Raw genomic sequence first — 14,344 nt, 5'->3', positions numbered from 1 at the left:
ACCGCGCCCAATCAGAAGGGCGGCGTCTCCTCGTCCGGGTCGCCCCCGCCGGTGATCGACGCGATCACGCCGGCCAGGTCCTCGGGCTTGACCAACACCTCGCGCGCCTTGGAGCCTTCACTGGGGCCCACGACGCCGCGCGTCTCCATCAGGTCCATCAGGCGACCGGCCTTGGCGAAGCCCACCCGCAGCTTGCGCTGCAGCATCGAGGTGGAGCCGAACTGGCTGGACACCACCAGTTCGATCGCCTGCAGCAGGTCGTCGAGGTCGTTGCCGATGTCGGCGTCGATGTCCTTCTTGTCCCCGGCCTTGGCCGCGGTGACGCCTTCGACGAACTCCGGCTCGGACTGTTCCCTGGCGGCCTCGACGACGTCGTTGATCTCCTCGTCGGTGATGAACGCGCCCTGCATGCGGATCGGCTTGTTCGCCCCCATCGGCAGGAACAGTCCGTCGCCCATGCCGATCAGCTTCTCCGCGCCCGGCTGATCCAGGATCACCCGCGAGTCGGTCAGCGAGCTGGTGGCGAAGGCGAGCCGCGACGGCACGTTGGTCTTGATCAGACCGGTCACCACGTCCACCGACGGACGCTGCGTGGCCAGCACCAGGTGGATACCGGCGGCACGGGCCTTCTGCGTGATCCGCACGATCGCATCCTCGACGTCGCGGGGCGCGGTCATCATCAGGTCGGCGAGCTCGTCGACCACGGCCAGGATGTACGGATAGGGCTTGTACTCGCGCTCGGAGCCCAGCGGCGTGGTGATCTCACCGGTGCGCACCTTGGTGTTGAAGTCGTTGATGTGCCGCACGCGCGAGGCCTTCATGTCCTGGTAGCGCTGCTCCATCTCCTCCACCAGCCAGGCGAGGGCCGCCGCGGCCTTCTTCGGCTCGGTGATGATCGGGGTGATCAGGTGCGGGACCCCTTCGTACGGGGTCAGCTCCACCATCTTCGGATCGATCAGGATCAGCCGCACCTCTTCGGGCGTGGCGCGGGTCAGCAGCGAGACGAGCATCGAGTTCACGAAGCTCGACTTGCCCGAACCGGTGGAGCCGGCCACCAGCAGGTGCGGCATCTTGGCCAGGTTGGCGCTGACGAAGTCGCCTTCGATGTCCTTGCCGAGCCCGATGACCATCGGATGGGTGTCGGCCTCGACGTCGGGATCGGTCAGCACGTCGGCCAGACGCACCATCTCCCGGTCGGCGTTGGGCACCTCGATGCCGACCGCCGACTTGCCAGGAATCGGGGCCAGCAGGCGGACGTTGTCGGTGGCCACCGCGTAGGCGATGTTGCGCTGCAGCTGGGTGATCTTCTCCACCTTGACCGCGGGCCCGAGTTCCACCTCGTAGCGGGTCACGGTGGGACCGCGGGTGTAGCCGGTCACCGCCGCATCGACCTTGAACTGCTCCAGGACACCGTTGAGGCGGTCGATCATCTCGTCGTTGGCCGCGCTGCCCAGCTTGGGCGGATCACCGTGCACCAACAGGTCGGTGGACGGAAGCACGTAGCCGGACTCCGACGTGGCAGAACGCGGCGCGGGCGTCGGCTTCGGCGCAGACTTCGGCTCGGTCCGCGGAGCCGGGCTCTGGCGTGCCGGGCTCTGCCGTGCCGCCTGCCGACGCGGCGCCGGGGTCGGCGCGGCGATCGGTGCCATCGGCTCGATGGGCTCGGTGATCTGCTGCTCGATCGGCGCGTCCAGCAGCGGCTCGGTGTAGAGATCGGTCATGTGCTCGTCACGGGTGGCGCCGGCGGTGGGCCGGGCCGGACGACGCTCCGGGCGCGCGGGGGTGCGCCGGAGGGGCTCACGTCGGGCGCGCGGCGCGGGGCGGCGACGCTCGTCGGGCGGATAGTTCTCGTACGGATCGCCCCACCCGTCGTCGGCGTCGTCGACGCGGTCGGCCGCGAACTCGTCGAGCACGCTCGCCTCGGCCCGATCGGCGTCGTCGGCCGCCGCGGCGTCGTCCGCGAACTCGTCGTCGAACTCGTCTGCGTCGAACTCGTCGTCGGCGTCGTAATTCTCGTCGTACTCGTCGTCGGCGTAGCGGTAGGCGCCGATGCCCAGGTAGGCGCTGGTGCCGTCGATCAGTTCACGCACCGAGTAGCCGCTGAGGACCACCAGTCCGGCCACGCCGCAGGCCACCAGGAGCGGTACCGACACCCACACGGTCACAGCCTGGGTCAGCGGGGAGCCGAGGGCGAAGCCGAAGAAGCCGGCGGCCTCCGAACGCGCGGGCGAGCCGGTCGGCGCACCCAGCACCAGGTGGGTCAGGCCGAGGGCGGACATGCCCAGCAGCAGGCCGCCGCCGACGTTGCGGAGCCGACGCGCCGGGTTCGGGCCGCGCCGCATCAGGGCGACGGCGATCACCAGCAGCACCACCGGCAGCAGGTAGGCCAGCGAGCCGATGCCGTAACGGATCAGCGCATCGACGAACGCGCCGACCGCGGCGGGCACCCCGAACCAGACCCCAGCGATGACGAGCGCGGCCACCAGGGTCAGTGCCAGCCCGACGCCGTCGCGCCGGGCGGACCGCTCCGGGGCGAGCGCGGTGTCGTCGTCGGGGTCGATCTCCGGGGCCGACCCGAGGCGGGCCAGGCTGCCGAGGCCGCGTGCGGTCAGATTCCAGGTGTTGACCAGACCCCGGCCCACGCCCCGGCCGACGGTGCCGACCGCGGACGGACGGTGTCGCGGCTCTTGGGACTTGTTGGGCCGGGCCGCCGGGCGTGCCGAGCGGCTTCCGGCCGCTCCTCGTGTTCCGGCCGCGGGACGCTTCCCGGCGGTCGGGCGGTCCGCGGCGCGCGATCGACGGTCGGTGGTCCGTGCTCGCTCCGACGGCCGAGGTGCGGTCCGGGAGGTGGTGCCGGATCCCGAACGGGACCGGGAACTGGTCGCACGCCCGGAAGAGGACGTGCGGCTACGCGCGCTTGCCTGAGAAGCCATAGCTGCAAGCCTAGTGCCTTAGCTTCACTCCAGTAACACCCGCAACAGCGCGCGTCGGATCACAACTTCGACACGACGCGCGCGGACGGCCGGAATCTAGACCGAGCGGCGCGCGGTCTGCAGCAGCGCGACCACGGCCGGGTCGCCGCGGAAGGTGACATCGACGGGTGCCCGGCCGAAGGCGAAGAGCACCAGTTCGCCGACCGCACCGCTCACGGTGACCGGCTCGCCGCTCCCGACGCTGAGAAGCTCGCGCCCGTCCGGCGCGCACAGCTGCACCCGCGCCGGCGACTTGCCCATCGTCACCCGGCCCATCATCTTCAGGGGCAGTTCCAGCGCCGTACTGAGTTCGGGTGCCAGCTGCCGCGGCATCCAGGGGCCGGTGGGATCGGCGCCGCCGCGCAGCACGTCCTCGTGGTGCACGAACATCTCCGCGAGGTTGACGTACTTGTCGGCCAGCGCAAACGGCGAATACCAGGGCGGGCCCGCCTCCACGTCGTCGAGGAGCTCGTCGTAGTCCCGCGCGATGTACCCGCGGGTCACCCGGCCGGTCCACGCACCGAGCGGCGGCAGGAACATCCCCGCCGCGGCGTCCGGCCGGCGTTCGCGCAGCAGCAGGTGCACGGCCAGGTCACGGGTGGTCCAGCCGGTGCACAGCGTCGGGGCCTCCGGCCCTTCGCGGCGCATCGCCTCGACCAGGCCGCGACGCTCCACGCGCGCCCAGTTCACCCCGAACACCGGGTCAGCCGACCGTTTCGTCGCCGGCGACCTCGATGACCGTCGGCACGATCATCGGCCGACGCCGGTAGGTCTGGGCCACCCAGCGTCCCACCACCCGGCGGATGCCCTGAGCGATGCGGTGCGAATCAGTGATCCCTTCGCCGGCCAGTTCGGCAAGCGTCTTGTCGACCAGATCCGCGGCCGCCGAGAGCGCATCCGGATCGTCGGAGAAGCCGCGGCCGGAGACCTGCGGCCGGCTCACCGCCCGCCCGGTCCGGTCGTCGACGGCCACGGTGATGGCGATGAAACCGCCCTCCCCCAGCACCAGTCGATCCGAGAGGGTCGATTCGCTCACGTCGCCCACCGACAGGCCGTCGACGTAGACGAAGCCGACGGGCACCTTGCCGGAGATCCGCGCACGACCGTCCACGAGGTCGACGGTCACCCCGTCCTCGGCGAGCACGATGCGGTCGGCGGGGACGCCGGTCGCCTCGGCGAGCGCGGCGTTGGCACGCAGATGGCGCCATTCGCCGTGCACCGGCATCGCGTTGGACGGCCGGACCGCGTTGTACAGGTACAGCAGCTCACCGGCCGAGGCGTGACCGGAGACGTGGACCTTGGCACTGGCCTGGGTGATGACCGTGGCACCGCGCTTGGCCAGGCCGTTGACCACCGCGAACACGGAGTTCTCGTTACCGGGGATCAGCGACGACGCCAGGACGACGAGATCGTCCGCGCGGATGTTGATCTGGCGATGATCGCCGCGGGCCATCCGGGACAGCGCCGAGAGCGGTTCGCCCTGGCTGCCGGTGCTGACCAGCACCACCTTGTCGTCGGGCAGCGTGGCGGCGGTGTCGATGTCCACCTCGACGCCCTCGGGCACGTGCAGGTAGCCCAGATCCTGGGCGATGGCCATGTTGCGGACCATCGAGCGGCCCACGAAGCTGACGCGGCGCCCGTACCGATGGGCCACGTCGACGATCTGCTGGATGCGGTGCACGTGCGAGGCGAACGACGCCACGATCACTCGCTGGCGCGCCTTGCCGATCACGCCGTCGAGCACCACGCCGATCTCCCGCTCGGGGGTCACGAAGCCGGGCACCTCGGCGTTGGTGGAATCGACCAGGAACAGGTCGACGCCCTCGTCGCCGAGTCGGCTGAAGCCGCCGAGGTCGGTGAGGCGGTTGTCCAGCGGCAACTGGTCGAGCTTGATGTCGCCGGTGTGCAGCACGAGGCCGGCCGGGGTCCGCATCGCCACGGCCAGCGCGTCCGGGATGGAGTGGTTGACCGCGAAGAACTCGCAGTCGAAGTCGCCGTAGGACTCGCGGTCGCCTTCGCGCACCTCGATGAGCTTGGGTCGCAGGCGATGTTCGCGGCACTTGGCGGCCACCAGGGCCAACGTGAAGCGCGAGCCCACCACGGGGATGTCCGGGCGCAGCTTCAGCAGGAACGGCACCGCGCCGATGTGGTCCTCGTGGCCGTGCGTGAGCACGATCGCTTCGATCTCGTCCACCCGGTCTTCGATGTACCGGAAGTCGGGCAGGATCAGGTCCACGCCGGGCTGCTGATCCTCCGGAAACAGCACGCCGCAGTCGACCACCAGCAGGCGACCGGCGTACTCGAAGACGGTCATGTTGCGACCGATCTCGCCGATGCCGCCGAGCGCGACGATGCGCAGGCCGCCCTCGACCAGCGGCGGCGGAGCGGGCAGCCGCTCCAGGTGGTCGGCGGTGACGCCCGAACCGGTGGCCGCCTCGGCGGCCGGGTGCGGCGCGTTGGCCGCGGCCTTCTTCTTTTTCTGCGTCGGCGCGTCCGCGGCCGGCGGTCCGGCCTGGCGGGAGGAACGACGACGCTGCGAGCGGCCCGGACCGGTCATCACGCGATCACCTCGGCCTGGCGCAGCAGGGTCAGAATCTGTTCGATCTGCCCCGGATCGGCCGACACTTGCGGCAATCGCGGATCACCGACGTCGAAGCCGGTCATTCGCAGCGCGGTCTTGACCATGGTGACGCCGCCGGTCAGGCCCATGGCCTCGACCAACGGTGCCATCGAGTCGTTGAGCACCCGCGCGGTCGCCAGATCGCCGGCGGCCACGGCGTCGCGCAGGGCGGCCAGGCGTCCGGGGACCAGGTGGCCGATGACGCTGACGAAACCGCTCGCGCCGACGGCCAGCCACGGCAGGTTCAGGGCGTCCTCGCCGCTGAGGTACTGCAAGCCGGTCTGCGCCATCACCTTGCGGGCCTGGTGCAGGTCGCCCTTGGCGTCCTTGATCGCCTTGATGTTGGGGTGCTCGGCGAGCGCGAGGATGGTCTCGAACTCCAGCGGCACCACCGAACGCGGCGGGATGTCGTAAAGCATCACCGGCAGGTCGGTGGCGTCGGCGACGGTGCGGAAGTGCGCGAGGAGGCCGCGCTGGGGCGGACGGGAGTAGTACGGCGTGACGATCAGCAGTCCGTGCGCACCGATCTCGGCGGCCTCGCGGGCCCGCAGCACGGTCTCGGCCGTGTCGTAGCTGCCCGCCCCCTGCACCACTCGTGCACGATCGCCGACCGCGTCGAGCACCACGCGCAGCAGTTCGTTCTTCTCGGCGGGCGTGGTGGTCGGCGACTCCCCGGTGGTCCCGGAGACGACGAGCCCGTCGAGGCCGCCGGAGACGAGATGATCGGCCAGCTCAGCGGCCTTGTCCAGGTCCAGGTTTCCGTCGACGTCGAACGGGGTGACCATGGCAACGGAGTTCGTTCCGAAGGGCGCAGCATCTCCCCCGGTGGCAGGCGAATTCATGGGCCTCACGCTACCGCACCAGGCCCGACCGACGTCGCTCAGCCCTCGAACGGGAACGGCGAGGTGGCGACCTCCGTGCCGTCGGCCAGGACATCGATCTCGAAGTCGCCGAATGCCGTCGGCGCCAACTGAATCAGCTGCCGCAGGCATTCGACGGCCAACTGCCGGATCTCGGTGTCGGCGTGTTCGGTGGCCCGCATACCGATGAAGTGCCGCCAGGCGCGGTAGTTGCCGGTCACCACGATGCGCGTCTCGGTGGCATTGGGCAGCACCGACCGCGCCGCCTGCCGGGCCTGCTTGCGCCGCAGGATCGCATTGGGCACGCCCGCGAACTTCTCCTCCAACCGGCCGAGCAGGTCGCTGTAGGCGGCCCGGCTGGCGTCGGTGGCGGCCAGGAAGAGCGCTTCGAGTTCGGCGTCCCCGCGAATCGCCGGCGGCGCGACGACGTTGGCATCGTGCTCGGGCACGAACCGCTGGGACAGCTGCGAATACGAGAAGTGCCGGTGCCGGATGAGTTCGTGGGTGCACGAGCGCGAGATGCCGGTGATGTAGAAGGAGGCGCTGGCGTGCTCGAACAGCGAGGTGTGCCCCACCTCCAACACGTGCCGCACATAACCGGCGTTGGTGGCGGTCCGCGGGTTCGGTTTGTCCCAGCTCTCGAAGCAGGCGCGGCCGGCGAACTCGATGAGCGCCTCCCCGCCGTCGGCATCGCTGGTCCACGGCACTTGCGGAGACGTGAACGTCGTCGACGCCACCAACTGCACGTTGAGCGCCACCAAGTCCGGCACGGGATCCTCCTGGAGATCTGCGAGGCCGACGACCAATAGCACGCAGCGGGCACTTATATACTCATCGACCGATGTTCGTTGTCCCCCACCATGTCACGAAGTGAGCGCCGATCGATGAAGCCCCTCCCGATGATCACCACCCGCCGTGCCGTGGCCCTCGCCGCCGCCGTGGCGGTGGGCTTCGCGCCGTATCTGGTGCAGGCCGCGCCCGCCGCCGCCACCCCGCAGGGGCAGCAGAGTGGGCCGCAGACGCAGCGCGCGGTTCCCGCTCCCGATCGCGTGGCCCTCGGCGGCGTCTACAACGCGCGCACCTTCGGCAACTACCGGAACACCGACGGTCAGGCCCTCACCGACCGGGTGATCCGCAGCGGTGACCTGCAGAATCTGACCGACGCCGGGATCGCCGAACTCCGGCGCCGGGACGTGAGAACCATCATCGATCTGCGCACCACCTTCGAGCGCCAGCTCAAGCCCAACCGCCCGGTGCCCGGCGCCAAGGTGGTCGTGGCCGACGTGATGGCGCTGGCCCCGCTGGCCGGCTCGGCCGACTTCCCCGGCATGTACCGCACCTTCGTCGACAATCCGGGCGCCCGCGAGGCCTACCGGAGCGCGCTGCTCGAGGTGGCCACCACCGTCGACCGCGGCGACTCGGTGCTGATCCAATGCAGCGCGGGCCGTGACCGCACCGGCTGGCTGGCCGCGGTGCTGCTGCGCATCGCCGGGGCCGACATGGCGACCATCGAGGCCGACTTCCTGGCCAACAACACCGGTGTCGACGTCAATTGGCTGCGCGGCGCGTTCGCGCACGCCGACCGGATGTACGGCAGCTTCGACGGCTACCTGCACAAGGGGCTGCGCCTGAGCGACAAGGACATCGCGTCGATCCGGACCGCGATGCTCACCCAGGGCGCGACCGCACAGTAGTCAGTTCGCGCGGATACCGAGGTTGACCGCGGCGTACACGGTGCCGTCGGACTGCTGAGCCTTCAGCAGTCCGATGGCGTCGTAGATGCCGTCGTCGCTGTTGCGGGTGTCGCGACCCTGGTGCCCGTCGTAGGGGCTGTGGGCGGCGAAGAGCGCATCGCTGAGAGCGTCGTCGAAATACAGTTGGCTGGTGCGCGCGGTGGTCTTGTTCAGGTGCACCCGCAGGTGGATGTGCACCGTGCGACCCCGATACCAGCCCGGGAAGATGCTGGTGAAACGCACGATGCCGGACGCATCGGTCGACTGGGCCCCACGCAGGTAGGTCTTGGCATCCGACGGCGAGGATTCCCGGTCGCCGGAACTGTAGGAGCCGTCCGAGACGCTGCCGCTCGCGTCGTTGCCGCCGGGCGCCCCGCCCGGACTCCCGCCTCCCGGTCCCCCACCGGGGGTCCCCGCGGAGGCGCTTTCGAAACCCGAGTAGTCGCCCTCGGCGTCGCAGTGCCAGATCTCCACCACCGCATCGCGCACCGGCGCCGGGTCGCCGTCCACCCGGCAGTCGTCCAGGTCCACCACGCGCAGCGCCAATTCCAGCGGCACGCCCTCGCGGTCCTCGCGGATGTCGGCCCGAATGCGGTCCACATCGAACCAGTACGGACCTTCGGTGGCCTCGCTGGTGGTGGGACATTGCGGCGCCTGCGCCAGCAGCTCGCTCAGCAGGTCGTCTCCGGCGCCGACGGCCTGCGTCGCGGCCGAGGACGACGCGGCCGTCGATCCCGATGAGGCGGCCTGCTCGTCGGCCCCGCAGGCGGCGAGCACCCCGGCCAGACCCAGCCCGCCGGCACCGGCGAGCACTCCGCGGCGGGTCAGCGCCCCGTCCAGGGTCGGGACGTCGGTGTCATCGGGGCGGCGATTGCGGCGGAATCGTGGGTGCATGGTCCCGACCCTAAGCGCCGTTCCTGTCCGGTCGCTGTGGGTGCGCTGTCGGTTCGCCGCGACCGGCGGCGTGCGCTAGCCCCGGACGATGGGGGCGAGCTTGGCGTAGGTGTCTTCCCAACCGTGCACCGGGATCGAGTCGATGCCCAGGTCCATCACCGGGCGGTCGTTACCGCCCTCGTCCAAGCGGTCGCCGAAGAACAGGATGTCGTCGGTGCTCAGACCCAGGATCTCCATCAGGCGACGCGCGCCGTAGGCCTTGTCGATGCCCTTGGCGGTGATGTCGACGGAGGTGGAACCGCCGCTGCGGACCTCCAGGTCCGGCAGCCGCTCGGCGGCGTAGGCGCGCAGCGACTCCTTCTTGCGGCCGTCGGGATCCCATGCCGTCTTGGCGTCCACCGGCGCGGACTGGCCGAGCGCGCTGAAGGTGATCTGGCTGCCCCGGTCCTCCAGGATCGGTCCCCAGGTCTGCGTCTCCCACAGGCCGAGCGCCCGGGCACCCTCCTCGACCACGGCCAGCGCGCGCGACTTCTGGTCCTCGGACAGCTCCTCGGCGTAGACGGTCTCCCACTCGGGGTCCGCCCAGCGCAGGTAGCGGGTGCCGTTGGTCGGCATCAGGTGCAGATTGCCCCGGTGCTCGAACTCGCCGAGCCGGTCCAGGACCTGGCTCTGGAACTGGCCCATCTGCCCGCCGGAGATGATGCAGCCGAGCGAGGAGGCGAGCATCTCGCGGAACAGTGCGACCATCTCGTCGGCCATCGCCGTCTTCGACGGGGCCAGGGTGTCGTCGAGGTCGAACATGACCAGTCGGTAGGTCTTGCCATTGTGCGTGAGTCCGTCAGCCATGCCGGTCAGCTTAGCCTGGCCCCGGACGCAGGAAGCGGGCGCGGATCTCTTCGGTGTGCTCGCCGATCTCCGGGCCCAGCGACCGGATGGGCAGGGACTTTCCGCCGAGGACCGGCACCACCCCGGGAAAGCCCACCCGCGCCGGTTCGGCGCCGCCCGCGTCGACTTCGAACTCCTGAATCATGTTGCGCGCCACATACTGCGGGTCGGCGACGATGTCGGCCGCCGTGTAGATCGGCCCCGCCGGCACCCCCGCCGTCTCCAGTTCGGCGAGCACCTGGTCGCGCGTACGCGCCCCGGTCCACTCCCCGATCGCGTCGTCGATCTCGTCGCGCCGGCGCCAGCGTCCGTCGTTGTCGGCCAGGTCGGGATCTGCGGCCAGGTCGTGCCGTCCGATGGCCCGCATGTAGCCGCCGAAGATGCCGTCGGCGTTGCCGGAGATCACCACCGAGAAACCGTCGCCGCAGACGTAGGCGTTCGACGGCGCGATGCCCTGCATGCGGCCGCCGGTGCGCTCACGGCGCACGCCGTACGCGCCCAGGTCCGGGATCAGCGACTCCATCATCGAGAAGATGGCCTCGTGCAGGGCCACGTCGACGATCCGGTCGGCCACCGGCAGTGGTTCGGCGGCCGCGTCCCGTCGCCGCAGTCCTTCGTACAGGGCCATCACCGCGCCGAACGCCCCGTAGAGTCCGGCGATCGAATCGCCGATCGACACGCCGGTGCGTACCGGCGGCCGGTCCGGGTCGCCGACCAGTTCCCGGAAGCCGCCGTAGGCTTCGGCGACGGCCGCGAAGCCGGGGCGCTCGGCGTACGGCCCGGTCTGCCCGAAGGCCGAGATCCGGACGATGATGAGTTCGGGGTTGTCCCGGCTGAGTTCGTCCGGTCCCAGACCCCACTTCTCCAGCGTGCCGGGACGGAAGTTCTCCAGCACCACGTCGCAGTGCCCGGCGAGGGTCCGCACGTCCTCGCGGCCCTCCTCGGTCCGCAGGTCCAGCACCATCGACTTCTTGTTCCGGTTGATGGTGCGGAACAGCATCGAGGTCTCGCCGGCGTACAGGCGCCAGTTGCGCAGTTCGTCGCCGCTCTCGCGTTCGATCTTGATCACTTCGGCGCCGAAATCGGCCAGCAGCCGTCCCGCGGACGGCGCGGCGATGTAGTTGCCCAGCTCCAGCACCCGCACACCCTCGAGGGGCAGACGCTGCTGCCGCGCGCCGCCGGTCACGACTGGTCGCCGGCGTCGACGGAGTACGCCGGATTCCGAATCAGCGCGTCGATCACCGCGATGAACGCATCCGCGGCGGCCACCGAGACGAACTCGGCCAGATCGTTGGGTTCGGTGTCCGGATCGAGAAGACCGAGCACGTCGCCGTCGACGCTGGGCACCACGTGCAGGCGGCGCATGGAATGGCCGGCGATGCGCACCGCGGCGTTGGGATCCTCGAGCACCTCGTCGGGGGTCACCCATTCGACGCCCGGGTGCTCGGTACCGGCGCCGGAGAGCACGCCGTCCCCGCCGATCCGCGCGTGCTCGGGCATCGCGATGATGTGCCCGATCAGGCCGGCGGCCCGGCGCGCGGCCTCCTCGTCGTAAGCGAAGGCCAGCGCGTCCCAGTCGCCGGTGTCGTTGTAGAGCACGGCGTACTGTTCGCCCTGCGCCGCAACGGCCAGGTGTGCCGCCGTGCCGCCCGGGAGCGGGGTGTGCCACTGGCCGTAGATTTCGATCTCAGTCACCTCAGTGACCCTACGGCCCGCGGTCGGCGGCGGACTCAGGAGGCGGCGTTGATCCGGATCATGTTGCCTGCCGGGTCGCGGAACGCGCAGTCGCGGGGGCCCCACGGCTGGTCGGCGGGCTCGGACAGCACCTCCGCGCCGGTCGCGACGGCACGCTCGAAGACGGCATCGAGGTCGGCGACGGTGAAGATGTAGGGCCCCATCACTCCCTTGGCGACGAGCGCGTGCAGGGCCTCGGCGTCGTCGGGCGAGCGCCCGGCCCCCGGCTGGGACAGCACGATGTTGCCGTCGGAGTCGGTCGGACCCAGTGTGACCCAACGGAATTCGCCGTTGGGAACGTCCAGTTTCACCTCCAGGCCGAGGCCGTCGCGGTAGAAACCGAGCGCGGCGTCCATGTCGTCGACGGTGATGGGGGTGGCGGTGAGGGCAATCGAAGTGGTCATGTCTCCACGCTAGAACCCGACCCGACGCCCGCGCTTCTCCAATCCTGCTCGGTTCTCTGACACCGCTCTGGGCTACCAGGGCATGGGGCGGGCCAGGACCTTGGTGATACACGACGGCAGGGCTTCGAGCCCATCGTGCGGGCGGGACCGGTACGCCGACGGGGTCTCCCCCGCGATCCGGGTGAAGGTGCTGCTGAACGATCCGAGCGAGGAGAAGCCGACGGCCATGCACGCATCGGTCACGCTCGAGCCGGCCCGCAGCAGGGCCATCGCCCGCTCCACGCGCCGCGTCACCAGATACCCGTACGGCGTCTCCCCGTAGGCGGCCTTGAACTCTCGCGAGAAGTGCGCGGGCGACATCAGTGCCCGCGCCGCCATCGCCGGGACGTCCAGGGGCCGCGCGTACTCGCGGTCCATCAGGTCGCGGGCACGCCGCAGGTGCGCGAGGGTCGCGGGCGACTGGCGGCCCATCAGCCCGCGACCGCCCGCGCCAGCGGCGCCGCCAGGTCCCCGGAGGGCTGCACTTGGACCGAGTCCAGGCCGCGCCACAGCGCGAGGGCGGCGAGATCGGCGGCCAGCGCCGGCACGAGGTGGTCGAGGTCGGCGCCGTCCTCGTGGTGCGCGGCCAGCACCTGCAGCACGCCGCGGCGGCGGTCGGCCTTGAGGTCGACGCGGGCCTGCAGCCCGCCGTCGTGCAGGTACGGCAGCACGTAGTAGCCGTGGACTCGCTTGTGCGCGGGCACGTAGATCTCGATCCGGTAGTGAAACCCGAAGAGCCGCAACGTGCGCGGGCGATAGAAGACGAGCGGATCGAACGGGGACAGCAGCGTCGAGCGCACCGGTCGGCGCGGTATCGACGCCTCGCGGTGCAGGTAGGCCGGTTCGCCCCAGCCTTCGACGGTGACCTCGGTGACGGTGCCGTCCTCGATCAGTGCGCCGAGCAGACCGCGGACCTCGGCGGTCGGCAGCCGGTAGTAGTCGGCGAGGTCGGCCGCGGTGGCTATGCCGTGCGCGGCGGCCGCCCGGCGCACCAGTTCGGCGACGGCCTCGGCCTTGGGGAGGTCGACGGCGAGCCGGTCCTCGCCCACCACCCGCTCGGCCAGGTCGTAGTGCCGGAAGAACTTGTCATCGCGCACCGCGGAGAGGGTGCCGCCGGCGAAGAGCGCCTCGCAGACGTTCTTCACCTCGCCGCGTTCCCACCAGGTGCCCGGGGCCGCGCCGGCGCGGTCCACACCGAGCGCCGACTCCAGATCGCGCGGGGTGCTGGCACCGGCCTCGATGATCACCGCGAGAATGTCGTCGACGAGAGCGGTGTTGCGCGCCAAGGCTTCTCGCACGTGCCGCCATCGCCCGCCGGCGAGTTCGGTCATCCGCCAACGGAACAGCGGCCAGTCGTCCACCGGGATCAGCGCGGCCTCGTGCGCCCAGTACTCGACCAGCAGGCGCGGGGCGCGGGCCGTCGAACGCCAGGCGGCGGTGTCCAGGAGCCGGTCGTCGTAGGCCCCGAGCCTGCTGAACGCGGGGAGATAGTGGGCCCGGGCCAGCACGTTCACCGAGTCCATCTGCAGCAGCCGCGTCCGGCCGAGCACGCGCTTGAAGTGGGCGCGGGTCACCGGTCCGTTCGGTGCCGGGTCGGTGAAGCCCTGGGCGGCGAGCGCGATGGAGCGGGCCGCAGCCGCCGAGAGGTCGGTTCCCACGCCGGCGCAGAACTAGCGGGGTCCGGCGGACGGGTAGGCGATGCGGCGGTAGTCGACGAACCGGTACAGCGTGCCGGTCCGCGAGCGCTGCCAGTCGGTGGCGGTGGCCTGCTCCCAGGTGGCCAGATCCACGGCCGGGGCGAAGGCGTCGGCGCCGTCGACCAGCACGCCGATCTCCGTGACGCGCAGCCTCGTCGCATGTTCCATTGCGGCACTGTAGATTTCGCCGCCGCCGATCACCGAGGCCACTCCGCCCACCAGGTCCAAGGCTGCGCGGAGATCGCGCAACACCTCGGCACCGTCGGCGGCGTAGTCGGACGATCGGGTGAGCACGATGTTGCGGCGTCCCGGCAGCGGACGGAAACGCTCGGGCAACGACTCCCAGGTCTTGCGGCCCATGATCACCGCACCCGTTCCGGTGGCCTCCTTGAAGTGCGCCATGTCCTCCGGGACACTCCACGGGATGCCGCCGCGGCGGCCGATGGCACCCACGCGATCCTGTGCCCAGACCAATGCGATGTCCATGTCCGGCTGCCTTTCTGGGT

The 14,344-nt window shown here is 70.7% G+C and carries 14 protein-coding genes; 1 reads left to right on the top strand and 13 read right to left on the bottom strand.

The features are described from left to right. Nucleotides 1–11: 11 nt before the first annotated feature. The 5 genes from ACFFJD_RS10265 to thyX all read right to left on the bottom strand — a co-directional run bounded on the left by ACFFJD_RS10265 (nt 12) and on the right by thyX (nt 7,222). Nucleotides 12–2,933 carry an FtsK/SpoIIIE family DNA translocase gene (locus tag ACFFJD_RS10265; RefSeq protein WP_382363752.1) on the bottom strand — a complete coding sequence of 974 codons (2,922 nt, stop codon included), beginning with the start codon at nt 2,931–2,933 and terminating at the stop codon, nt 12–14. Between the two features lie 96 nt (nt 2,934–3,029). Beyond that, nucleotides 3,030–3,662 carry a TIGR03085 family metal-binding protein gene (locus ACFFJD_RS10260; RefSeq protein WP_382364460.1) on the bottom strand — a complete coding sequence of 211 codons (633 nt, stop codon included), beginning with the start codon at nt 3,660–3,662 and terminating at the stop codon, nt 3,030–3,032. A gap of 13 nt (nt 3,663–3,675) precedes the next feature. Further along, nucleotides 3,676–5,529 carry a ribonuclease J gene (locus ACFFJD_RS10255; RefSeq protein ID WP_382363750.1) on the bottom strand — a complete coding sequence of 618 codons (1,854 nt, stop codon included), beginning with the start codon at nt 5,527–5,529 and terminating at the stop codon, nt 3,676–3,678. Further along, a complete protein-coding gene (dapA, locus tag ACFFJD_RS10250; RefSeq protein WP_382363748.1) occupies nt 5,529–6,434 on the bottom strand; it encodes a 4-hydroxy-tetrahydrodipicolinate synthase in 906 nt (301 codons plus the stop codon). Before dapA ends, ACFFJD_RS10255 begins: the two co-directional genes overlap by 1 nt. Before the next feature lie 38 nt (nt 6,435–6,472). Further along, nucleotides 6,473–7,222 carry an FAD-dependent thymidylate synthase gene (gene thyX / locus ACFFJD_RS10245; protein ID WP_382363746.1) on the bottom strand — a complete coding sequence of 250 codons (750 nt, stop codon included), beginning with the start codon at nt 7,220–7,222 and terminating at the stop codon, nt 6,473–6,475. Between the two features lie 114 nt (nt 7,223–7,336). On the opposite strand from thyX, the gene ACFFJD_RS10240 reads away from it, so the two are divergent. Beyond that, the gene (locus ACFFJD_RS10240; RefSeq protein WP_382363744.1) at nt 7,337–8,146 is read left to right on the top strand and encodes a tyrosine-protein phosphatase; all 810 of its coding nucleotides are present in this window, start codon (nt 7,337–7,339) and stop codon (nt 8,144–8,146) included. Here the strand turns inward: ACFFJD_RS10240 and ACFFJD_RS10235 are convergent, their stop codons facing one another. The 8 genes from ACFFJD_RS10235 to ACFFJD_RS10200 form a co-directional block, all read right to left on the bottom strand. Then, a complete protein-coding gene (locus ACFFJD_RS10235) occupies nt 8,147–9,079 on the bottom strand; it encodes an intradiol ring-cleavage dioxygenase (RefSeq protein WP_382363742.1) in 933 nt (310 codons plus the stop codon). 75 nt (nt 9,080–9,154) lie between these two features. Continuing rightward, the gene (locus ACFFJD_RS10230) at nt 9,155–9,925 is read right to left on the bottom strand and encodes an HAD-IIB family hydrolase (RefSeq protein WP_382363741.1); all 771 of its coding nucleotides are present in this window, start codon (nt 9,923–9,925) and stop codon (nt 9,155–9,157) included. 10 nt (nt 9,926–9,935) lie between these two features. Continuing rightward, a complete protein-coding gene (locus ACFFJD_RS10225; protein WP_382363739.1) occupies nt 9,936–11,150 on the bottom strand; it encodes a CaiB/BaiF CoA transferase family protein in 1,215 nt (404 codons plus the stop codon). After that, nucleotides 11,147–11,659, bottom strand: a complete 513-nt coding sequence (locus ACFFJD_RS10220; RefSeq protein WP_382363737.1) for a hypothetical protein — start codon at nt 11,657–11,659, stop codon at nt 11,147–11,149. The genes ACFFJD_RS10225 and ACFFJD_RS10220 overlap by 4 nt, the downstream gene beginning before the upstream one ends. A gap of 35 nt (nt 11,660–11,694) precedes the next feature. Then, nucleotides 11,695–12,102 (bottom strand): VOC family protein, encoded by a 408-nt coding sequence (locus ACFFJD_RS10215; protein WP_382363735.1) that lies wholly within the window; start codon nt 12,100–12,102, stop codon nt 11,695–11,697. Between the two features lie 72 nt (nt 12,103–12,174). Next, nucleotides 12,175–12,573, bottom strand: a complete 399-nt coding sequence (locus ACFFJD_RS10210; RefSeq protein WP_382363733.1) for a helix-turn-helix domain-containing protein — start codon at nt 12,571–12,573, stop codon at nt 12,175–12,177. Then, on the bottom strand, nt 12,573–13,799 hold the full coding sequence (locus ACFFJD_RS10205) for a winged helix-turn-helix domain-containing protein (RefSeq protein WP_382363731.1): 1,227 nt from the start codon (nt 13,797–13,799) through the stop codon (nt 12,573–12,575). Before ACFFJD_RS10205 ends, ACFFJD_RS10210 begins: the two co-directional genes overlap by 1 nt. 12 nt (nt 13,800–13,811) lie before the next feature. After that, complete coding sequence (locus tag ACFFJD_RS10200; RefSeq protein WP_382363729.1) at nt 13,812–14,324, bottom strand: dihydrofolate reductase; 513 nt, start codon at nt 14,322–14,324, stop codon at nt 13,812–13,814. Nucleotides 14,325–14,344: the final 20 nt, after the last annotated feature.

The organism is Gordonia phosphorivorans, assembly GCF_042432625.1.
GTDB lineage: Bacteria > Actinomycetota > Actinomycetes > Mycobacteriales > Mycobacteriaceae > Gordonia > Gordonia phosphorivorans.
This window is presented reverse-complemented; position numbering and strand designations above follow the sequence as displayed.